The following is a 19,482-nucleotide window of genomic DNA, read 5'->3' as shown; positions in this document are numbered from 1 at the left end:
TTTCCGGGGTGGCCACCACCAGCGCCGCCACCGCCACCGCCATGGCAGCCAGGGCACGGCGGCGGGGGGTCGAGCGGAGCCGCGAAGGCCGAACCCGCGTTCAAAGTAACCGCGGACATGCTCAGCCCCGCCGCGATGGCCGCCGCGCTGACGACACGTTTCATAGACATAGCTGCGTCCCCTCTTGGGTCTCGGTCGCCTGCACTACGGGCAGGTCACGTCCAACTCGAAAGACTTGGTTACCGGCTGCGGTTGCTGCGGGTTGCTCATGTCGAGCCCGGTCGCGGTGCCCTTGATTGCGTAGGTCTTCCCGTTGACCGCGGCTCCCGCGTTGCCCCCTTGATTGGGAGCCGCGTCGGAGAAGCCGAGCGTGATGCCGTTGACACTGCCGAGTCCGACCGAGTGCACGATGGGCGGGTTGGCGTTGCTGACCACGGCGCCGACCCCCGCCGTCGGGTCACCGACGCCGATGTTGGTGTTGTCGCCCGCCGGCGTGCACGTGACCTGGCCGCTGACGTTCTGCGCCTGACCGTCGACGATGACCTGCGGGCCGGCCGCCGACGGCGACGAGGAACCCGACGATCCCGTGCTTGACTTGTTACTCGAACAGCCGGCGCACGCCGCGACCACTACGGCCACGCCCGCCACGCCGACGACGATCCCACGCTTCACTACTGCTCTCCCTCGTGTCGCTGGTGTCGCACTAACGAACTCATTGGCCTCGTCAACCTAGCGAGTCCCGGCCAGTGCCGCGGCGCGCGGATACCCGTTAGCCGCAAGTTACAAACGCTGTGTTAAAGGCGGGCACGCGCGGTTGGGCGTCAAGGGAGAACGCGTAACCCCCACCTGCCCAGCAGCGGGTCGATGAGCGTGAAGTAGGTCGTGTTGTCGTCGCCGTCGGGCGAGGACATCAACAAGCCCACGGCACTTACGGTGCCGTCCGGGTTCTTCACAAAACCCGGACTGCCGCTGTCGCCATTGAGACTGAACACGCTGGCCTCGACAACGTCACCGTCTACGTGTGTGACGGAACCGCAGGTTTCACCGGTGACCGCGCCCAATTTGCAGAAGGGCATGCCTTCGCGAATTTGGTTAGCGCTCAACACATCCCGAACAGCATACCGTCCGCCGACATCTCCGAGGGGCGCCCCCACGCTCGGGCGGAGGAGGATGATGGCGGCGTCCCTCGTGTCGCCCTCCTTCTCGCTTGCGGTGATCTTTCCGAGCGGGACGTCATTGCCGTATGTCCACTGTGAGCCGTCGTGGGCGTCGCAATGGCCGCTGGTCATCAGGTAATAGCTGCCGTCATTGCCCTGCGCCGCGAAACCCGATGTGCACGAGCTATTTTCGTCTTCGACCTTGATACCCGGCGTGACGCCCGCGTCGGCCCGCGCCGGGTTCGCCAGCGCCGTCGCGGCGACGAGCACAGCACCGACCAAGCCCAAACCTCGCAACCACCGCAATGCCACGCCGCCTCTCTTGATGTGTCGGCCAGCATGCTAACAGCGCCAGCGGGTTTCGGCCGCCTGGGCGCTAAGTCCGGGCGCGCACCTGACCCGACCGAATTGACATGAGCGACAAATCTTTGGGGAATGCCCTGCCGGACAATTGCTTTCACTCTAGGCCGACGAACCGATCAGTCGTCGAGATGCCTGGCGAGGAACCCCAGGACGGCGTCGGCGAAGATGTCGTTGCGGTCGCCGGCGACCATGTGCCCGGCACCGCGCACATCGGTGAACTCGACCTGCGGAAAGCGCGCCAGGAATTCGTCCGCCCGTTCCTGGCTGACGAGGTCGCTCATCTGGCCCCGAATCAATAGCATCGGCACGCCGCCGCGCAAGATGGCGTCGACGGCCGCGTGCATGCGGTCGGGGTCGGTGACCTCGAAAGGGGGAAACGCGGCGGTCCCGCTGATGAACTGGGGATCCCAGTGCCAGTACCAGCGATCGCCACGTCGGCGCAGATTCGTGGTCAGGCCGTCTAAGTCGGTTGGCCGCGGCCGGTGCGGGTTGTATTCGGCGATCGCGTCAGCGACCTCGTCAAGTGAGGCGAAGCCCGATTCCACCCGATCGGACATGAAGGCGTGTATCCGATTGGCTCCGGACTGGTCCATGTTCGGCACGATGTCGACCAACACGACCGCGCTGGCGATGCCCGGGGAAATCTCACCTGCGAGCAGCATCGAGGTGAACCCGCCAAGCGAGGCACCGACCAGCACCGGCCGGGGGGGCAGCGTGCCCAGCACCTCCTGGACGTCGCCGGCAAAGCTGACGACGCGGTAGTCGCCTTCGTCGGACCAGTCGGATTCGCCGTGGCCGCGTAGGTCGACGGTGACCGCTTGCCAGCCACGCTGGGCGACGGCTGCGGCGGCCCTGCCCCAGGAGCGGCGGGTCTGCCCGCCGCCGTGCAGGAACACCACGGCGCGCGCTCGAGGATCGCCAAGCCGGTCGGCGACGATGCGCACGCCGCCGGGTCCCTGGATCGAAAACGGTTCCACTGCCATGGGCATCAGGTGATACTAAGCCGCTTCTGCGCCGACCCGGGTGGCGAAGCGCCTCCAATACGATGCAGGCGGGGCGTCCAGAGGAGAATCCGATGCAGCTTGACGAGTACATGTCCTTGGACGCGACGGCGTTGGCCGAACTCGTCGACCGCAAGCAGGTGACGCCGGGCGAACTCCTCGCGTTGGCGCGTCAGCGAGCAGACGCAGTGAATCCGCGGTTGAACGCGATCGTCCGCCGCCTCGGCGATGTGGCGGACCGACAGGCCGCCGATCCGGGCCTGCGCGGACCGTTTGCCGGTGTGCCCTTCGTGATCAAAGACCTTGCTCAGGAGTACCGCGGCTTTCCGACCTCGAGCGGTTCCCGTTCGCTGGCCAACGACGTGGCCGACCAACACGCCCTGGTGACTCAGCGGTTCCTGGACGCGGGACTGGTGATCTTCGCAATGACCAACACCCCGGAGTTCGGGGCCAAGGGCGTGACGGAATCGGATTACTGGGGCCCGGCCCGCAACCCGTGGAACACCGAGCACACTCCCGGCGGTTCTTCGGGTGGATCCGGCGCGGCGGTCGCGGCCGGGATCGTCCCGGCGGCCGGAGCCAACGACGGTGGTGGATCGATCCGCATTCCCGCGGCCTGCAACGGGCTGGTCGGACTCAAGTTCAGCCGGGGGCTGTCGCCCTACGGTCCGCAGACCGGTGAGCCGATGTTTGGGATGGTGACCCAGGGCGTCGTATCACGCACCGTGCGCGACAGCGCCGCGCTGTGTGACGCGATCGTCGGCCGCGATCCGCACGCCGCCTACGAAGTTGCCCTTCCGCGAGGCACTTTCGCCGATCACATCAAGCGCAGGCCGGGCGAGCTGCGCATCGGATACTCGTGGTCCTCGGCGATCAACCCGCATCCCGATCGGGAAGCCGTCGCCGCGGTGGAACGGGCGGTGGCGCTCCTCAGCGATCTGGGGCACCGGGTCGAGGAGGTCCCACCCCCCTACGACGACGACGCGCTGGCGCGCGACTTTCTCACCATCTGGTTCGCGCAGCTCTATCAGCACGTTGCCGACGCCAGACAACGCACCGGCGCCCGCGACCGCGATTTCGAGGCCGACACCTTGGCCGTCAGTGAACTCGCCCGGGCCACCGGCGTTCTGGCGCCCATACTTGCGTTGGAGAACAGAAACAATCACATCCGATCCCTGTCGACGTTCCACGAGACCTTCGATTGCTTGTTGACCCCGACCCTGGCCACGCCGCCCCTTCGCGTCGGCGCCACGGCGACGCCGCGCGCGCTGCAACAGGCGGCCCGGGTCGCCAGCAAGCTGCGGGCGGGAAAAGTCATGGCGCACAGCGGAATTCTCGACCAACTGATTCAGGAAAGCCTGGGCTGGGTGCCTTACACGCAACTCGCCAACATCACCGGGCGCCCCGCGATCAGCGTGCCCCTGCACTGGACACAGGCCGGGCTTCCGCTCGGTGTGCAGTTGGTGGGGCGCCTGGGCGCCGACGGCGATCTACTTCAGCTGGCAGCCCAGCTCGAAGAAGCGGCCCCCTGGGTACACCGGTACCCCGCGCCCGCGTGACTATCTCGGGAATCCGGGCTTGTCCCCCGGCCCGTGATCGCCCCGCCATAATCTGGCGAACCGCCGGGCCACGTCGCCAAGCCGATACCCCGCTCGTTGTGAAGCGTTGATCCTGCCGAGGGCCTGTTTGCCCTCTGCTGCGTAGTCCTTGACCGTTTCGTCGCCTTCTTCAGCGCGCATCCTCAACCTCCGGTCCTCATCAAGCTGTTTGTGTCCGCGCCTAACGCTCAGACGGTTCCGACGGCGTCAAACGCTCCGGCGGATCTGCCGGTGCGAGCCGTTCAGGTGTTTCCGTCGGCGCCGGTCGCTCGGGTGTCTCGCTCGGAGTACCCCGCTCCGGCGGCTCGCTTGAGTTCATCATTTAGCCCTCCGATCGGCTCAGAGTTGCCTACCCGCCGACCCGGGGGATCGAAACGCCTACGGGCCGCGCCCCCACCGCGCACGGTCAGGCCACCGGTTGCTTGCTGGCCTTCACCGGCGAGCTGCTCGGCGGCAGCTTGAGCAGGTTGCCGCGCAGGCTGCCCCGCAAGGTGCGCGCGGCAACCAGCAGCCAGGTGAACAACAGGCCGGCGTACGCGATGGTCGCGGCCACCCGGAACGCGGGCAGATGCGTGTGGCCGGCGAGCTGGGAGGTACCCGTGACGAAGGTTCCGACCGGGAAGGTCAGGCTCCACCATGTCAGGGCGAACGGCATGCCGCGCAGCAGTGTGCGCACGGTCAGCGCGGTTGCCAGCGCGATCCACAACACCGCGAAGCCCCACACCGGAACTCCGTACAGGATCGCGAAGGCGTTCATGTCCTCGGCCACTTCGGGGCCAACGGCCAGTCCGGCGCTGGCACCCAAAAGCCCTGCGGCGGTGATGGATTGGCCGAGCGGACCCAGGACGATCCACAGCGTTGGCACCCGCGCGGAACCCGAGGTGCCATACAGGGTCAGGCGCGCCCAGATCATCGCGATGATGTTCAGGGAAGCCAGCAATGACAGCCCGAACATCGCGTAACAGCCGTACAGCAGGGTCTCGCGCCCGGTGCCCGACGACACGTGCGGCAGCAACAGCGCACCGGTCGCCGCGGTCACCATGGGCGGAACCACCGGCATGAGCCAGCCACCGAATGCCGCGTCGGGCTCGACGTTGTGCTGGGTGAACATCAAGAACGGAATGCTCACCGCGGTGAACAGCCCGCCCAGCGTCCCCGCGGTCCACAGCACCCAATCCAGGTCGACGGCGATGCGTTCGCCCAGCAGATCCCTGCCGACCAACACAGCTCCGCCGCCGACCGTCATCAACGCCATCGGGGCGGCGCCGTAGAAGTGCGCCATCTGTGGATTGCGCGCGTGCGTGCGCGCGACGGTGGGGTGGCGCAACCAGTGCCCCCCGACCAGGACGATCAGCACCGCCAGCAGGACGGCGGCCATCACCCAGACCACTTGGGCGAAAGCGCGCAATCCCGCCACGTGCACGGGCAGGGTGGCGCCGGCGATGGCGACGATGCCGGTGCCCATCACCGAGGCGAACCAGTTGGGTCCGATGTTGCCCAGTACCTCGACCCGGGTCTGCGGCGACGGCGCGCCGTCCGGGTTGATGGTGGTCATAGCTGAAAAACCCTACTGCGCCGCGCCGAACCGGGCGGGCATCCCGCTTACACTCCAACGGTGATGCATCCGGCGCCCACGACGAGGCGGGCAGTCACCAGGGTCCCGCTCATGGTCGGGATTGCCGTAGTGGTGGCGCTGGCCATTCTGGCCATCCCCATCAAGCAACGATGCGGGGCGCCGGGCTTGTCCTGCGCGACGGCGGTGGACCCCCGGGGCAATGTTCATTACTACTACGAGGTCGAGCCGCTCGGTATCTACCTCGCCGAGATCTTGGCCGGCTCGAACATCACCGTTTTCTACGAGTCGGGCGAGGACCTCGTCCCAGCCCGATAGCCGCCGTCTCGGCTCGATAACAAGTTCGAGTCGGTCCCGTCGGCAGTGTGACCTTGTCGAAACCACGGTGCGACGCTCGAGCCGGAACGCGCTGGTCAGACCGGGATTGCCGCCGCTAACGCGCGCGCGGGCCGCCGCAAGGGGCCGACCTGGGAAGCCTTCTCGATTGGGGGCTTCACAGCAAGCTAACGCATACTTGACACCATGCTTGAAGCGACATCGCCGCAAACCGCCGCTGCGGTGGCTGGTGATGCGCTGGGCGTGGGCAGAGGTTTGTGATGGCCCGCTCGGGCGGTGCTCATCGCCGCCATCGAGCCGTCCGCCAGCCCTCACGTTTCCGCAAAGGGCTGACGCGCACCCTGGGCGCGCTGATCTCGGTGGCGGCGGTGGGGATGACCGGGGCGGGATACTACGTGGCTCACGGCGCGCTGGGCGGCATCACCGTCTCGAACGCCCTGCAGCCCGACGATCCGCGGTCCAGCGGCGACGACATGAACATCCTGCTGATCGGGCTGGACTCCCGCAAAGACCAGGACGGCAACGACCTGCCCTGGTCGATCCTGAAACATCTGCACGCCGGCGATTCCGACGACGGCGGCTACAACACCAACACACTGATCCTGGTGCACGTCAGCGCCGACAACAAAGTTGTGGCCTTCTCAATCCCGCGCGACGACTGGGTGCCCTTCACCGGGGTCCCCGGATACAACCACATCAAGATCAAGGAGGCGTACGGCCTCACCAAGCAGTACGTCGCGAACAAGCTTGCCAACCAGGGCACCAGCAGCCAGAAAGAACTTGAGACCAAGGGTCGCGAAGCGGGCCGGGCGGCGACCCTGCGCGCGGTGCGCAGCCTGACCGGCGTCCCGATCGACTATTTCGCCGAGGTCAATCTGGCCGGGTTCTTCGACCTGGCGCAGACACTGGGCGGGGTGGAGGTCTGCCTCAACCATCCCGTCTACGACTCGTATTCCGGTGCCGACTTCCCGGCAGGGCGACAGACGCTGGACGCCTCCGAGGCGTTGTCCTTCGTCCGGCAGCGCCACGGGCTGGAAAACGGGGACCTGGACCGGACCCACCGGCAGCAGGCGTTCATTTCGTCGGTCATGCAGGAGCTGCAGGCCGCGGGAACCTTCACCAACTTGGACAAACTCAAAGGCCTGATGGCGGTGGCGCGCAAGGATGTGGTGCTGTCTTCCGGGTGGGATGAGGAGATGATCCAGCGGCTGGGTTCGCTGGCGTCCGGCGGCCACGTCGAGTTCCGGACGCTTCCGGTAGTGCGCTACGACAACATCGACGGCCAGGACGTCAACATCATCGACCCGGCCGCGATCAAGGCGGAGGTGGCCACTGCGATCGGTGCCTCGCCCCAGACCACGACGCCCGCCACCACAGCCGCAAAACCGAGTCCATCAACCATCGTCGACGTCATCAATGCCGGAAGCATGAGCGGACTAGCGACCGAGGTGTCGCACGCCCTGCAAAACCACGGCTACACCACGGGGCAGACCCGGGACCGCAATTCGGGTGAGCCCACGGCGAGCACGGTCGCGTATGGCGCCGGGTCGGAAACCGACGCACGTAACGTGGCCAAACTGCTCGGCCTCGACGCGCCCAGCCAGCCCGATCCCAGCGTCCAGCCCGGACATATCAGGGTGACCGTCGATACCAATTTCTCGGTGTCGATGGTTGACGACGGCACTTCGGACGAAACGGCGAGCACCACAACGTCGACCAAGGCCAAGAGTTACTACTACAACGGCACCACCACGACCTATCCGACGCCGGATCAGGGGAAACCGATCGACGGCGGCGGCGTGCCCTGCGTTAACTAGCGGCTAAGCGTGCGTTCCGCCGTCGATGCGGATCTCGGTCCCGGTGATGAACGCGCCGTCATCGGAGACCAGCATTGCAATCACCCCGGCGACCGCCGACGGGTCGGCCATCCCGGTGCCGCTGGACTCCACCGTGGTCGGCAGGATCGGCATCAACCTCGAAAACAACGACCAGTCAGCGTCTTTCGGGATGTATCCCCCGGTCGCGTCGGTGATTCCGGACTTGATGCTGCCGGGTGCCACACAGACCGCACGCAGGCCGTCACGCGCGTATTCGAGCGCCAGTGAGTGAGTGAAGGCCTGGATTCCGCCTTTGCTTGCCGCGTACGCCGCCATATACGGGTGGGCGAACGACGCCGAGGTCGAACTGAAGTTGACGATCGCGCTGCGCGGATTCGCCAATAGCATCGGAAGCGCCTCGCGCACAACGAGAAACGTCCCGGTCAGGTTGACGCCGACGATCTGGTTCCACAGTTCCAGGCTGGTCTGGTGGGTGTGCGCGGCGCGCAGGATGCCGGCGGCATTGACCAATGAGTCCAGGCCGCCGAGCTTTTCGACGGTCCGGCGCACGCCGTCGATCACCGAATCCTCGTTGCCGACGTCCATCGGCACGGTGGTGAGGCGGCCGGCGGTCGCGGCCTCGTCCGCGCGGGCCCGGGTGGCGTCCAGGCCGGCCTCGGCGACGTCGGAGGCAACCACGGTGGCGCCCTCGTCGAGGAGCCGCAGCGCGGTCGCCTGCCCGATCCCCGACGCGGCGCCCGTCACCAGGATTCGCTTGCCCTCGAGTCGATTCATTGGTCGCTCCCGTGCTCGTCGCGTCACTAGGCGCTCATCATCGCAAAGGACGGCCCCCGGCAAGGCAGAGTGGATGCATGGACATCGGATTTATCGGCTTGGGCAACATGGGCCGGGGCATGGCCGCCAACCTGATCGGGGCGGGCCATCAGGTCACCGTCTACAACCGCTCCCCCGGCAAGGCGGAGGGCCTGGTCGAGCGGGGCGCCACTGCCGCCTCGACCGTCGCCGAGGCGTGCACCGGCGACGTGGTGTTCACGATGCTGGCCGACGACCACGCCGTCGAGGCCGTTGCGTTCGGCGAACACGGGATTCTGGCGGCACTGGCCGCGGGCGCCACGCACGTCTCGTCGAGCACCATCAGCGTTGCCCTCTCGGAGCACCTGGCCACCGCGCACGCCGAAGCGGGTCAGCGGTACGCCGCGGCGCCGGTATTCGGTCGGCCCGAAGCGGCCGCCGCCGCAAAGCTTTTCGTCGTCGCGGCGGGTGAGCCGCAGGTGCTGCAACCGCTGTCCCCGCTGTTCGACACGATCGGCCAGCGGACCTTTGTGGTGTCCGAGCAGCCGCACAGCGCCAACCTGGTGAAGCTGAGCGGCAACTTCCTCATCGCTTCGGTGATCGAGAGCGTCAGTGAGGCCGTCGCGCTGGTCGCCAAGGCGGGGGTCGACAGGCAGCAATACGTCGACATCCTCACTTCGACGCTGTTCGCGGCCCCGGTCTATCAGACCTACGGCGGGCTCATCGCCCGCCGGGAATTCGAGCCGGCCGGCTTCGCCGCCCAGCTGGGCCTCAAAGATGTTCGCCTGGCGCTGGCCGCCGCGGAGCAGTTGCAGGTGCCACTGCCGGTGGCAAGCCTGCTGCGTGACCGCTTCCTCACGTTGGTGGCTACGGGCGGCGGGCACCTAGACTGGTCGGCGCTCGCCACGCTCGCCGATCGAGATGCCGGCCTGGGATCAGACGACTCCGCGTAGCCCGTCGGCGCCGAACGCGGGTTCCAGCATCGCCGAGTAGTCCGGGCCCCGTCGCAGCATGAGCCCACCGTCGACGTTGATGATCTGCCCGGTGATGTAGCACGCGGCATCGCTGAGCAAGAACATCGCCAGGTTGGCGACGTCCTCGACCTCGCCGGGCCGCGGAAGCGGCGTGCACTCGCGGTAGTCGTCGCTCACCTCCGGCAACGCGAAGACCGGGGCGACCAGATCCGTGCGGATCAGGCCCGGCCGGATGCTGTTGACGCGCACCCAGGACGGGCCGAGCTCGTCGGCTGCCAGCTGCATCATGTGGTCGACGGCCGACTTGCTGACGCCATAGGCGCCGAACCACCGGTGGGTGTTGCTGGCGGCGATCGATGAGATGCCCACGAATGAGCCACCGCCGCCGCGGACCAGCTCCCGCGCGGCGTGCTTGAGCACGTACATGGTGCCGTTGACGTTCAGATCGACGGTGCGCCGCCAGCCTTCGGAGTCAATCTGGGTGATCGGCCCGATGGTCTCAGAGCCACCGGCGCAATGCACCACCCCGTGGAGTTGACCGTGCCAGGCCGTGGCGGCGTCCACCGCGCGGGCGGCCTCCTCCTCGTTGGTGACGTCGGTCGGCTCGTAGCGAATGGACCCGCCACTCCCAAGCGTTTCGATCTCGCTGACTGCCCCCGCCAGCCGGTCGGGGTTGCGGCCGACGATCATGACCGAGGCGCCCGCCGCGACCAGTCCGGCGGCGACGCCCTTGCCGATCCCGCTGCCACCGCCGGTGACCAGATATGTCCGGTTTTCGAAAGAAAGCTGCACGCCGACGCCCTCTCAAACTGAAACAGGTTCTAGATATCGAACCACGTGGAGAACTCGCGGCGGCAACGGGTGGTCGCGTGCGGCCGGCGAGCGTTACGGCGTATCGCGGCGGGCCACCTGCGTCGGCTTGGCGTTGCGCCAGTCCTCGACGTCGGGCGGCAGTCCGACCGCGTACCTGTTCTCGTTGTGGGCCGCCCAGTGCGCATGCCCGAGCTCGTGGATGTGGAACGCGTGCCGCAGGGCCTCGGTGAATCCCATTGCGTCGGAAGCGGCGTTGACCGAGTCCTTGACGAGCAGCGCCGCCATCGTGGGCCGGTCGGCGATGCGCCGGGCGAATTCCAGTGTCTTGTCGGCCAGCTCGTCGACCGGGAACACCTTGGACACCATGCCAAGCCGATAGGCCTCGTCGGCGTCGAGCGCATCTCCGGTCAGCAGCAGCTCTTTGGCCTTCCGGGGACCGAATTCCCAAGGGTGAGCGTAATATTCGACGCCCGGCATCCCCAAGCGCACCGCGACGACATCGCTGAACTTGGCATTGTCGGCGGCCACGATGAGATCGCACGCCCAAATCAGCATCAGACCCGCGGAGATCGCGTTGCCCTGCACCTGGGCGATGGTGATTTTGCGCAAATCCCGCCAGCGGCAGGTGTTTTGGAAGAAGTAGTGCCACTCCTGCAGGTAGATCTTCTCCGCGATCGGATCGCGGGTCCCGCCGTTGATACGGAAGCTCGGAAGCTGGCTGCGCTCGGCGATCGCCAGCTCTGAGCCCAGGTCGTGGCCCGCGGAGAAGTTGCGGCCGCGCGCCGCCAGGATCACCACGCGCACGGTGTCGTCGGCCTCGGCGCGTAAAAACGCCTCGTCGAGTTGCACCAGCAGGCCGCGGCTTTGCGCGTTGTGGGCGTCCGGCCGGTTGAGCCATATCCGCGCGATGCGGCCCTCGTCGAGGGTTTCGTAGCTCACCAACTCTTCGGCGTTCGCGTCGCCGGTCTGAGCACCGGTTTGCTCGGAGAGTGTCATGCGGCCCACCTCACTTGTTGTCAGGTCCGACGTCGTTACACATTACGGCCAGTGTGTAAGTGGGTCACCGGTGGGTGGGTGAGCCGTCCGGCCTCATGCCAAGCGGCAGGAGGCGGTGATCGCGAGTGAAGGCCAGGCGGACCAGTCCGAGTGCGACGACGACCGTGGTGGCCGCTACCGAGCCCAGGATCAAGAACATCACGACGGCCTGGACCAGCACGGCCTGCACCGGGTGCACGCCGGCGAGGATGAGCCCTGTCATGGCACCCGGGAGGAACACCAGCCCGGTGGCTTTGGTGGTTTCGATCTGCGGCGATATCGCCGACCGCAGCGCGGTCCGCAGGTACGGGGAGGCGGCCTGGCGGGAGGGTTGCCCGAGGGCGAGCCTGGCTTCAACCTCGTCACGCTTGTCGCGGAGCTCGTCGACCAACCGCCGGGCGACCAACACCGTGGCCGTCATCGAGTTGCCGATCATCATCCCGGCGACCGGCACCAATGTCCGCGCCTGTAGGGGGAACACCCGCAGCCCGAAGATCACCCCGAGGGTGATGACGGCCGCGGCGGCGAACGCCGCGATCGTCAGCGGCGCGAGTCGCGGCACCTCAGGCGCCCTACGCCGGGCGAGATCCCCGGCGTAGGCCACCATGCCAGCCACCCACGCCCATGACCACCACAGCGAACGGCCGGGCTCGAACAGCAACGTCAGCGCGCCGCCGACGAGCAGCAACTGCGCCAACGCGCGGGCCGCCGCCCATGCAAGCTGCCCCTGCAGCCCCAACCGCTGCCAGAGCGAAATCGCCGCCGCGAACGCCACCAGAATGAGCGACGCGGCCAGGCCCATCCAGCCAACCTGGCCGTTCATCCCGCCACCGACCCGACCGGGCCGAGCCCCAGGCTTCGGCCCCGCTCGATGTGCAGGACCCGGTCCGCGGCGCGTTCCACCTGCGCCGGATCGTGGGTGACCCACAGCGCGGGAATCCCGTCGACCGCCAGGTCACGCACGGCACGCTCGATCACCCTGGCGGCCTCGGCGTCGACCGCGGAGGTGGGCTCGTCGAGGAGCAACACCTGCGGTTGGGCCATCAGGGTGCGGGCCAGGCACATCCGCTGCGCCTCCCCGCCGGACAAGGCCGTGGCGTCGCGGTCCAGCCACGATCCGGTCAGAGCGACCCGGGACAGGGTGTCCCGCATCCGTTCGTCGGAGGCGTCTGGGTTGGCCGCCCGCAGGTTGTCGGCGACCGTCCCCGGAAACGGCGACGGACGCTGGAAACACATGCCCACCCGGCGCCGCAACCACAGGGGATCGATGCCGGCGACGTCGTCCCCGCAGAACGACACCGTGCCGCTCGTTGGGACCTCGAGCCGGTTGCACAGCCGAAGCAGGGTGGTTTTGCCCGAGCCCGACGGTCCGAACACCGCGGTCACGCCCCGACCCGGGATGGCCGCCGTCAGGCCGTCCAGCGCCCGGACGCCTCGCTGCTCAACGACCACGTCGAGGAACTCGAACATCAAGTCCTCACCCACCTGCTCATCCTGCATCACCTACAGTTATGTCATGGCTACGAAATCTGACCCTGGCGAGATCGACGACGTCGAACCCGTTGCCGACAGCACCGCGAGCCAGGCCAGGCGAGTCGTCGCGGCCTATGCGAACGACGCCGACGAGTGCCGCGTCTTCCTGTCCATGCTCGGTATTGGGCCCGCAAAACAAGACGCGTAAATGGCACCCGGGGACGGGCACGACTCGACGACACCGACCTTCGGGAATTCCGACTTTGTGGTGGTCGCCAACCGGCTGCCGGTAGACCAGGAACGGCTTCCCGACGGCACCACGGCGTGGAAGCGCAGCCCCGGCGGCCTCGTGACGGCCCTGGAGCCGCTGCTGCGCCGCCAGCGGGGCGCGTGGGTCGGCTGGGCGGGCGTCGCCGAGGAAGAGACCGATTTCGACGACGAGCCCATTGTCCAGGAGGACTTGGAGCTGCGCCCGGTGCGACTGAGCGCCGACGACATCGCCGAGTACTACGAGGGATTCTCGAACGCCACGCTGTGGCCGCTGTACCACGACGTCATCGTCAAACCGATCTACCACCGCCAATGGTGGGACCGCTACGTCGAGGTCAACCGGCGCTTCGCCGCGGCCACCTCCCGCGCCGCCGCCCAGGGCGCGACCGTGTGGGTGCAGGACTACCAGCTGCAACTGGTGCCGGCGATGCTGCGAGAACTGCGGCCCGACCTGACCATCGGCTTTTTCCTGCACATCCCCTTCCCGCCGGTGGAATTGTTCATGCAGCTGCCGTGGCGCACCGAGATCATCGAGGGCCTGCTCGGCGCCGACCTGGTGGGCTTCCACCTGACCGGAGGCGCCCAGAACTTCCTGTTCCTGTCCCGGCGATTGATCGGCGTCAACACGTCCCGCGGGTCGGTCGGGGTGCGGACGCGGTACGGCGAGGTCGATCTCGGGTCGCGCGTCGTCCGGGTCGGCGCCTTCCCCATCTCCATCGATTCGGGCTCGCTCGACCAGGCCGCCCGCGACCGCGACGTCAGGCGCCGCGCCCGGGAGATCCGGGCCGAGCTGGGCAACCCTCGCAAGGTGCTGCTCGGCGTCGACCGGCTGGACTACACCAAGGGCATCGATGTGCGGCTGAAGGCCTTCTCGGAGTTGCTCGCGGAGGGACGGGCCAAACGCGACGACACCGTTTTGGTGCAGCTCGCGACGCCGAGCCGCGAACGCGTGGAGAGCTACCAGATTCTGCGCAACGACATCGAGCGCGAGGTGGGCCATATCAACGGCGAATACGCCGAGGTCGGTCATCCGGTGGTGCACTACTTGCACCGTCCGGTCCCCCGCACCGAATTGATCGCGTTCTTTGTGGCCGCCGACGTCATGCTGGTCACCCCGCTGCGCGACGGCATGAACCTGGTCGCCAAGGAGTACGTCGCCTGTCGCAGCGACCTCGGCGGTGCGCTGGTCCTGTCCGAATTCACCGGCGCTGCCGCCGAACTCCGGCAGGCCTATCTGGTCAACCCGCACGACCTCGAGGGCGTCAAGGACGCGATCGAAGCGGCGCTGAACCAGCCCGTCGAAGAGGGTCGGCGCCGGATGCGGTCGATGCGGCGTCAGGTCCTTGCCCACGACGTCGACCGCTGGGCGCGGTCATTCCTGGACGCGTTAGCGGAGCCGCAGGCGCAGGACGCCAAGTAGGCCGCCCGAACCCATGGTGTTGCCGCGCAAACGCTGTGATACTCGGTGGATCGGTGCAGGGGAAGGACCGGAAGGGAGGGCACTGTGAAGCTCCGTCGCGCGTTGGCCGCTGGCGCAGGCATCTTCTCGGCTGTCGCCATCGGAATCGCACTGGACTCCGGTGACCCCGCGCACGCGATCGGACCGCCCCCGGATGGCAACTACAACTTCAACGAGGCGGGGGTCTCCGGGGTGACCTGGACGATCTCGGCGTTGTGCGACCAGCCGTCCGGAACCCGAAACATGAATGACTATTCCGACCCGATCGTCTTCGCGATGAACTGCGCCCTGAACATCGTGAGTTCGACGGCCGAACGGATCACCGCCGCGGACAAATTACAGAACTTCAGCGGCAGGGCCCGAATGTCCAGCATGCTGTGGACGTTCAAAGTCGAGAAACCGGACGGCGTCTCGTGTCCGGGCGGCGGCACCGCACCGTCCACCGAAACCTACGCGTTCAGCGACGAGAACATGAGCGGCACCCACACCAGCCTGCACGGCGCCGTTTGCGGGATGCAGCCGGAGATGAAGAAGCAACCGTTCTCGCTGCAGATGACCGGCCCCCCGCCCAGCCCGGTCGAACGTTATCCGTTGTACTGCAACGGCATTGCGATGTGTTATTAAGATGTGCGCCTAGATCGGCGTGATGTAGGCGATCAGCCATTGCTTGCCGATCTTTTTGAAGTCGACCCGCAACCTGCTGCCGTCGTAGAGCGGCTGGCGTGTTTTGTCGGTCACGGTGCGGTTCATATAGACCATCAGCGATGCCGAATCACGCTTGGCGGACATCACTCCCACGCCCACGACGCTGGCCTGGACGACCACCTCGCGCTTCTTGGCCTCCGGAATGATCTGCGTGTTGGCGCTTTTCCGGAATTCCTGGCGGTAGTCGGGGGTCAACAGCGGGTACGCGTCGCTGAGGCTGCGTTCCACCGTCTGATAGTCATAGGCGAAGACTTGGGGAATCTCCTTGGTAGCCAACGCAGGTAGCACCGCCCGCGCGGCTTCCTCGCCGCGCGTCTGCACCCGCTCCCAGTAGAACCAGCCGGCCGCCGCGGACAACCCGACGAACACCAGAATCAGGAGATAGCCCGCGACGACGAGCAGCCGGCGCCGCCACCGCATCAATTACCCCCGTTGGGATACTTCAGGTCGTAGCCCGTCATCCGCCCCTGCTCGTCCTCGTGCACGATCACTCGCAGGCGATAGGGCATGGAGGGTTTGTTCACGCCGTCGATGTCGGCGACCGTGACCCGCACCGAAACAAGCACGGACGCATTGTCGGTGACCGTGTCGATGCCCTCGAGCGCTGCGCCGTTGATGACCGCTTCAGACGTGGCGTTGGTGGACCGGAAGATGCCCTTGAGGTTCTCGATGTTGTTGTTGGCCCCGAGCATGCCGCGCAGCGGCCCGCTGGTCCCGTTGAAGAAGCGGTTCACGCTCTCGTCGATGTTGTCCTGCTTGTAGCTGAACATGTTGACCACCGTCTGCGTGGCTGTGTCGACGAAACGTTGGTCGCGTGATTGCTGGGCGTTGGCGTGCCGCTGCTGGACGACGAGCACGGCCAGGCAACCGGCCAGCGCTCCGATGGCCAACACCGCGGCCGCGAACGAAATCCATGCCACCAGGGCACGGTGCGGTCGGCGCCGCGGCGGCGGCTTGAGCGACTTGAGCGCCTTGACGGGCTTGGCCGGCCGCGTCGGCGCGGCTTCGACCTGCACGGTGGCGGCTTCGTTCACTTCGCCGTTCGCGGGGCCGGCCGCGCGGGAGGCCCGACGACGGACGCGCTGATTGGTCGTTGGCTCCTCTGCCACTACATCGGCCTCGGATCAAGCATCAGGTCCACCCAATTCTCGGCGCTGGACACGCCGCTAGCACCGGCCGCGAAAATACCAGTGCCACCGGCCGGGTCCTTAAATGCGCCGGTCTTCTCGTCGTAGGTGGCGTACGCAGGCCCGCTGGCCTGCGGTTGGCCGCCGGGCGGCGGACCCCACGGCTTCTCCGGTCCCGGGCCCGCCGGCGGGGGATTGATCCCTTCCGGCGGCGCCGGCGGCGGCAGCCACTTGGGATACGGCAGCTGCGGCGGCACGGGCGGAACCCCGGGCGGCTGCCACGACGTGAACGGCGGTGGCGGCCCGTTGTCGTTGGGCGGTGGCGGGTCGTATGCCGGCTGTTTGTTCGGCAGCGGGCCGGGCCCCGACACCACCCCGGGCGGGGGTGGCCCGACGATCGGGGTGCCCGGATCGGGTTCCGCACCCGGCGGGATGTAGGGGAACTTGTTGGGCGGCAACACGTTCAGCCCGTTGGTCACCGGGGTGTCGTACGGCACGGGCGGACCGCGCCACGGGTTGCGACCAATGGGGACGTAGCCCTTCGGGTCGCGGCAGAGCTGAACGGTCGGCGCCCGCTTGCCTGGGAATTCCTGGCACGGATAGTTGCGCGCGCCCCGCACGGTGCTCGGATCGTTCTGGGCCACCTTGCAGTACATGTCCCTCGGCAGCTCGCGCACCGTCTCGTCGGCCGGCGTGCGCATCAACGGCGGGGGCAGGAAGCCGACGGCGCACGGCGGCGGGTCGTTCAGGTCCAGCTTGAAGTCCAGCTTGGCGCCTTCGTCCTGCGGCGCACCGCCCGCCGCCGTGGTGATCGCGGCGAACAGCGCCGGCAGCACGACCAGCAGCTGCTCTATCGACTTGTGGTAGATCACCCCCACCCGACCCAGGTTGGCCAGGCTGGCGGCCAACGTCGGGAAGGACGGGCGGATGCCGGAGAACGCGGTGCTGGCCTCGTCGGTCGCGCCCGGGGCGGTGGCCAGCGTGGAGCGCAGCTGCGGGTCGGCCTGGCGCACCTCGGAGGTGAACCGCGCTAGCCCGTCGGACAGCGACTTGATGTCGGCGCCGGCGCGAATCTGCGACTGCAGGAACGGGCCGGCCTGGTCGATCAATTGGGAGACTTCCGGATAGTTGGCGTTGGCCTCGTCCACCAGCAGACGGGCGGACTCGAACAGCCGGGCCAGCTCGGGTCCCGACCCGTTGGCCGCGATGAACGTCTCATGCAACACCTCGCGCAACCGGGTGTCGCCCAGGCTGTTGGTCAGCGCCTCCGCGCGCTTCAACAGGTCGGCGACTTCCTGACCGATCCGGGTGTTCTGCCGATCGATCCGAAACCCGTTGCGCAGCTTGGTCCCCGCCGGTGCGCTCGGTGGCACCAGGTCGATGTATTGCTCACCGACGGCCGATACGCTCTTGACGGTGGCGGTGACGTTTGACGGGATGGCGGTTCCGCTGTTCAACCGCATCCCGGCGGTGACGCCATTGGGATTGAGCCCCACCGATTCCACCCGGCCGACGGCGACGCCACGGTAGGTGACGTTGGCGTTCTTGTACAAGCCACCGCCGGCTACGAAATCGGCCGTCCCGGCGTAGGTTCCGAGGCCGAACGTCGAGGGCAGCCGGAGGTAGAAGATCGCCATCACGGTCAATGTGATGGCGGTGATCACCGCGAATATCCACAGCTGGATTTTGGTCAGTCTGTCGTGCATCTGCGCCCGCCCCCTACTGTCCCGAAGCCGTGCCGGGCGGAATCTTGAACGGATCGGCCGCCTGTCCGGACAGGTTGGCCATTTCGCCGACCAAAAAGTCGGGCGGATTGAGGATCTCGTTCATGTGGGCCATGTTCGGGTCGAAATACGCCGTGGTGAAGAAGGTTTCACCGAGCCGGCGCAGCGTTAGATCGAACGTGGTGAACACGTTGAGATAGTCACCGCGCACCGCGTTCTTGATGCCGAAGTTGGGGAAGGGGAACGTCAGCAAGAGCTGCAGCGACGTGACGAAGTTCTTCCGGTTGTCGGCGAGCGCCTTGGAGGCGGCGTACAGGTCCTTGAGGTCGGCGGCGAAATCCACCTTCGTTTTTGCCAGCACGTGCGAGGTCACCGTCGCCAGCTTCTTGAGCGCGGCGAACGCCTCGACGATATGGTCGCGGTTCTTGTTGAGCACCCGAATCGCGTCGGGCAGCGTGTCCAGTGCCCGGCCCAGGTTGTCCTTGTCGCGGGCCAGGCTCGCCGAAAATCGGTTCAACCCGTCGACCGCATCGATGATGTCGTTGACCTGCCGGTTGAGTCCGGCGGTCAGTTCCGCCAGCCGGGGGACCAGGTCGACGAATTGGTCTTGCCGACCAGCAACGGCCTGATAGGTCTCGTCGGTGATCTCTTCGAGGGCACCGACATTGCCCTTGTTCACCACGACGCCGAGGGCCGACAGCACCTCCTCGGTGGTGGGATAGCGGCCGGTGTTGGCCTCGGAGATCTTGGACCCATCGGAAAGTTTGCCGACGGCCGGCTTGCCCTTGGGGCGGGCCAGGTCGATGTGCATCGAACCCAGCAGCGATGTCTGGGCGACGGTCGCTGTCGCGTTGGCGGGCAGCGCGACATGGTTGTCCAACGACAATTTCACTGCCGCGTAGAACGATCCATCGGACCGCTGCACGGCCTGGATACCGGAGACACTGCCGACCGTGACGTCGTCAACCATGACCGGAGAGTTTTGCGGCAGGGTCGCCACGTCGGGCAGATCGACAGTGATCGAGTAGGCGCCGCCGCCATGGCCCGCCGTCCCAGGCATCGACAGCGAGTTCAGGCCGTTGAATTGGCAGCCCGCCAGCAGCGCGCTCCCCGCCGCTAAAGCGCTACCGCGCAACCACATCCGGTTCACTTAGCCGCCCCCTTGGTCGGCCGGCGGCGTCGGCGCCTGGCCCGGCGCGGGGCCTGGTAGGGGCCCGAACGCGCTCCCTGGTCCGGGGCCGCGG

At 67.2% G+C, this 19,482-nt stretch carries 20 protein-coding genes; 7 read left to right on the top strand and 13 right to left on the bottom strand.

What is annotated here, in order from left to right; genetic code table 11:
- Positions 1–204: 204 nt before the first annotated feature.
- The 3 genes from A5750_RS05115 to A5750_RS05105 form a co-directional block, all read right to left on the bottom strand.
- Positions 205–672 carry a lipoprotein LpqH gene (locus A5750_RS05115; RefSeq protein WP_066955116.1) on the bottom strand — a complete coding sequence of 156 codons (468 nt, stop codon included), beginning with the start codon at positions 670–672 and terminating at the stop codon, positions 205–207.
- Positions 673–821: 149 nt separating this feature from the next.
- Positions 822–1,469, bottom strand: coding sequence for a S1 family peptidase (locus tag A5750_RS05110; RefSeq protein WP_067261479.1), 648 nt, complete (start codon positions 1,467–1,469; stop codon positions 822–824).
- A 167-nt stretch (positions 1,470–1,636) separates the two neighbouring features.
- On the bottom strand, positions 1,637–2,503 hold the full coding sequence (locus tag A5750_RS05105; RefSeq protein WP_197505361.1) for an alpha/beta fold hydrolase: 867 nt from the start codon (positions 2,501–2,503) through the stop codon (positions 1,637–1,639).
- Positions 2,504–2,595: 92 nt separating this feature from the next.
- Between A5750_RS05105 and A5750_RS05100 the strand changes: the two genes are divergently transcribed.
- The gene (locus A5750_RS05100) at positions 2,596–4,080 is read left to right on the top strand and encodes an amidase (RefSeq protein WP_066955121.1); all 1,485 of its coding nucleotides are present in this window, start codon (positions 2,596–2,598) and stop codon (positions 4,078–4,080) included.
- Positions 4,081–4,525: 445 nt separating this feature from the next.
- Here the strand turns inward: A5750_RS05100 and A5750_RS05095 are convergent, their stop codons facing one another.
- Positions 4,526–5,674 carry a TDT family transporter gene (locus A5750_RS05095; protein WP_067261477.1) on the bottom strand — a complete coding sequence of 383 codons (1,149 nt, stop codon included), beginning with the start codon at positions 5,672–5,674 and terminating at the stop codon, positions 4,526–4,528.
- Positions 5,675–5,737: 63 nt separating this feature from the next.
- Between A5750_RS05095 and A5750_RS05090 the strand changes: the two genes are divergently transcribed.
- Complete coding sequence (locus A5750_RS05090; RefSeq protein ID WP_067261474.1) at positions 5,738–6,010, top strand: hypothetical protein; 273 nt, start codon at positions 5,738–5,740, stop codon at positions 6,008–6,010.
- A gap of 278 nt (positions 6,011–6,288) precedes the next feature.
- Positions 6,289–7,845, top strand: a complete 1,557-nt coding sequence (locus A5750_RS05085) for an LCP family protein (RefSeq protein WP_066955130.1) — start codon at positions 6,289–6,291, stop codon at positions 7,843–7,845.
- A gap of 3 nt (positions 7,846–7,848) precedes the next feature.
- On the opposite strand, the gene A5750_RS05080 is transcribed toward A5750_RS05085, so the two are convergent.
- Positions 7,849–8,640: an SDR family NAD(P)-dependent oxidoreductase gene (locus tag A5750_RS05080; protein ID WP_066955132.1), complete on the bottom strand. Its 792-nt coding sequence runs from the start codon at positions 8,638–8,640 to the stop codon at positions 7,849–7,851.
- Positions 8,641–8,717: 77 nt separating this feature from the next.
- Between A5750_RS05080 and A5750_RS05075 the strand changes: the two genes are divergently transcribed.
- Positions 8,718–9,611, top strand: a complete 894-nt coding sequence (locus A5750_RS05075; protein ID WP_067261471.1) for an NAD(P)-dependent oxidoreductase — start codon at positions 8,718–8,720, stop codon at positions 9,609–9,611.
- Here the strand turns inward: A5750_RS05075 and A5750_RS05070 are convergent.
- The 4 genes from A5750_RS05070 to A5750_RS05055 all read right to left on the bottom strand — a co-directional run bounded on the left by A5750_RS05070 (position 9,594) and on the right by A5750_RS05055 (position 12,980).
- Entirely contained in the window at positions 9,594–10,424 is an 831-nt protein-coding gene (locus A5750_RS05070) for an SDR family oxidoreductase (protein ID WP_067261469.1), read from the bottom strand. The two genes, A5750_RS05075 and A5750_RS05070, sit on opposite strands and share 18 nt — an antisense overlap.
- Before the next feature lie 93 nt (positions 10,425–10,517).
- Positions 10,518–11,441: an enoyl-CoA hydratase gene (locus A5750_RS05065; protein ID WP_067261466.1), complete on the bottom strand. Its 924-nt coding sequence runs from the start codon at positions 11,439–11,441 to the stop codon at positions 10,518–10,520.
- Positions 11,442–11,505: 64 nt separating this feature from the next.
- On the bottom strand, positions 11,506–12,303 hold the full coding sequence (gene fetB / locus A5750_RS05060) for an iron export ABC transporter permease subunit FetB (protein ID WP_066955144.1): 798 nt from the start codon (positions 12,301–12,303) through the stop codon (positions 11,506–11,508).
- Positions 12,300–12,980 carry a phosphate ABC transporter ATP-binding protein gene (locus A5750_RS05055; RefSeq protein ID WP_197505360.1) on the bottom strand — a complete coding sequence of 227 codons (681 nt, stop codon included), beginning with the start codon at positions 12,978–12,980 and terminating at the stop codon, positions 12,300–12,302. Before A5750_RS05055 ends, fetB begins: the two co-directional genes overlap by 4 nt.
- A 16-nt stretch (positions 12,981–12,996) precedes the next feature.
- Here A5750_RS05055 and A5750_RS25735 point away from each other — a divergent pair, with 16 nt between their 5' ends.
- The 3 genes from A5750_RS25735 to A5750_RS05045 all read left to right on the top strand — a co-directional run bounded on the left by A5750_RS25735 (position 12,997) and on the right by A5750_RS05045 (position 15,306).
- Positions 12,997–13,161 (top strand): hypothetical protein, encoded by a 165-nt coding sequence (locus A5750_RS25735; RefSeq protein WP_156659617.1) that lies wholly within the window; start codon positions 12,997–12,999, stop codon positions 13,159–13,161.
- Positions 13,162–14,643, top strand: a complete 1,482-nt coding sequence (locus A5750_RS05050) for a trehalose-6-phosphate synthase (RefSeq protein WP_066955146.1) — start codon at positions 13,162–13,164, stop codon at positions 14,641–14,643.
- A gap of 84 nt (positions 14,644–14,727) precedes the next feature.
- A complete protein-coding gene (locus A5750_RS05045) occupies positions 14,728–15,306 on the top strand; it encodes a hypothetical protein (protein WP_066955149.1) in 579 nt (192 codons plus the stop codon).
- A gap of 9 nt (positions 15,307–15,315) precedes the next feature.
- Here A5750_RS05045 and A5750_RS05040 read toward each other — a convergent pair whose 3' ends face one another.
- The 4 genes from A5750_RS05040 to A5750_RS05025 are packed head-to-tail and all read right to left on the bottom strand — an operon-like array spanning position 15,316 to position 19,388.
- Complete coding sequence (locus tag A5750_RS05040) at positions 15,316–15,807, bottom strand: mammalian cell entry protein (protein WP_067261464.1); 492 nt, start codon at positions 15,805–15,807, stop codon at positions 15,316–15,318.
- Positions 15,807–16,496: a mammalian cell entry protein gene (locus tag A5750_RS05035; RefSeq protein WP_066955157.1), complete on the bottom strand. Its 690-nt coding sequence runs from the start codon at positions 16,494–16,496 to the stop codon at positions 15,807–15,809. The genes A5750_RS05040 and A5750_RS05035 overlap by 1 nt, the downstream gene beginning before the upstream one ends.
- The gene (locus tag A5750_RS05030; RefSeq protein ID WP_067261461.1) at positions 16,496–18,220 is read right to left on the bottom strand and encodes a virulence factor Mce family protein; all 1,725 of its coding nucleotides are present in this window, start codon (positions 18,218–18,220) and stop codon (positions 16,496–16,498) included. The genes A5750_RS05035 and A5750_RS05030 overlap by 1 nt, the downstream gene beginning before the upstream one ends.
- Positions 18,221–18,233: 13 nt before the next feature.
- On the bottom strand, positions 18,234–19,388 hold the full coding sequence (locus A5750_RS05025; protein WP_066955163.1) for an MCE family protein: 1,155 nt from the start codon (positions 19,386–19,388) through the stop codon (positions 18,234–18,236).
- Between the last annotated feature and the right edge of the window lie 94 nt (positions 19,389–19,482).

Source organism: Mycobacterium sp. 852002-51613_SCH5001154 (assembly GCF_001667425.1).
Taxonomy (GTDB): domain Bacteria; phylum Actinomycetota; class Actinomycetes; order Mycobacteriales; family Mycobacteriaceae; genus Mycobacterium.
This window is presented reverse-complemented; position numbering and strand designations above follow the sequence as displayed.

Excerpts from the sequence above, each read along its gene's own strand:
- fetB (WP_066955144.1), bottom strand. The coding sequence starts at position 12,303 with ATGAACGGCCAGGTTGGCTGGATGGGCCTGGCCGCGTCGCTCATTCTG.
- A5750_RS05100 (WP_066955121.1), top strand. The coding sequence starts at position 2,596 with ATGCAGCTTGACGAGTACATGTCCTTGGACGCGACGGCGTTGGCCGAA.
- A5750_RS05075 (WP_067261471.1), top strand. The coding sequence starts at position 8,718 with ATGGACATCGGATTTATCGGCTTGGGCAACATGGGCCGGGGCATGGCC.
- A5750_RS05095 (WP_067261477.1), bottom strand. The coding sequence starts at position 5,674 with ATGACCACCATCAACCCGGACGGCGCGCCGTCGCCGCAGACCCGGGTC.
- A5750_RS05090 (WP_067261474.1), top strand. The coding sequence starts at position 5,738 with ATGCATCCGGCGCCCACGACGAGGCGGGCAGTCACCAGGGTCCCGCTC.
- A5750_RS05030 (WP_067261461.1), bottom strand. The coding sequence starts at position 18,220 with ATGCACGACAGACTGACCAAAATCCAGCTGTGGATATTCGCGGTGATC.
- A5750_RS05055 (WP_197505360.1), bottom strand. The coding sequence starts at position 12,980 with ATGCAGGATGAGCAGGTGGGTGAGGACTTGATGTTCGAGTTCCTCGAC.
- A5750_RS05040 (WP_067261464.1), bottom strand. The coding sequence starts at position 15,807 with ATGCGGTGGCGGCGCCGGCTGCTCGTCGTCGCGGGCTATCTCCTGATT.
- A5750_RS05085 (WP_066955130.1), top strand. The coding sequence starts at position 6,289 with ATGGCCCGCTCGGGCGGTGCTCATCGCCGCCATCGAGCCGTCCGCCAG.
- A5750_RS05105 (WP_197505361.1), bottom strand. The coding sequence starts at position 2,503 with ATGGCAGTGGAACCGTTTTCGATCCAGGGACCCGGCGGCGTGCGCATC.
- A5750_RS05080 (WP_066955132.1), bottom strand. The coding sequence starts at position 8,640 with ATGAATCGACTCGAGGGCAAGCGAATCCTGGTGACGGGCGCCGCGTCG.
- A5750_RS05065 (WP_067261466.1), bottom strand. The coding sequence starts at position 11,441 with ATGACACTCTCCGAGCAAACCGGTGCTCAGACCGGCGACGCGAACGCC.
- A5750_RS05050 (WP_066955146.1), top strand. The coding sequence starts at position 13,162 with ATGGCACCCGGGGACGGGCACGACTCGACGACACCGACCTTCGGGAAT.
- A5750_RS25735 (WP_156659617.1), top strand. The coding sequence starts at position 12,997 with ATGGCTACGAAATCTGACCCTGGCGAGATCGACGACGTCGAACCCGTT.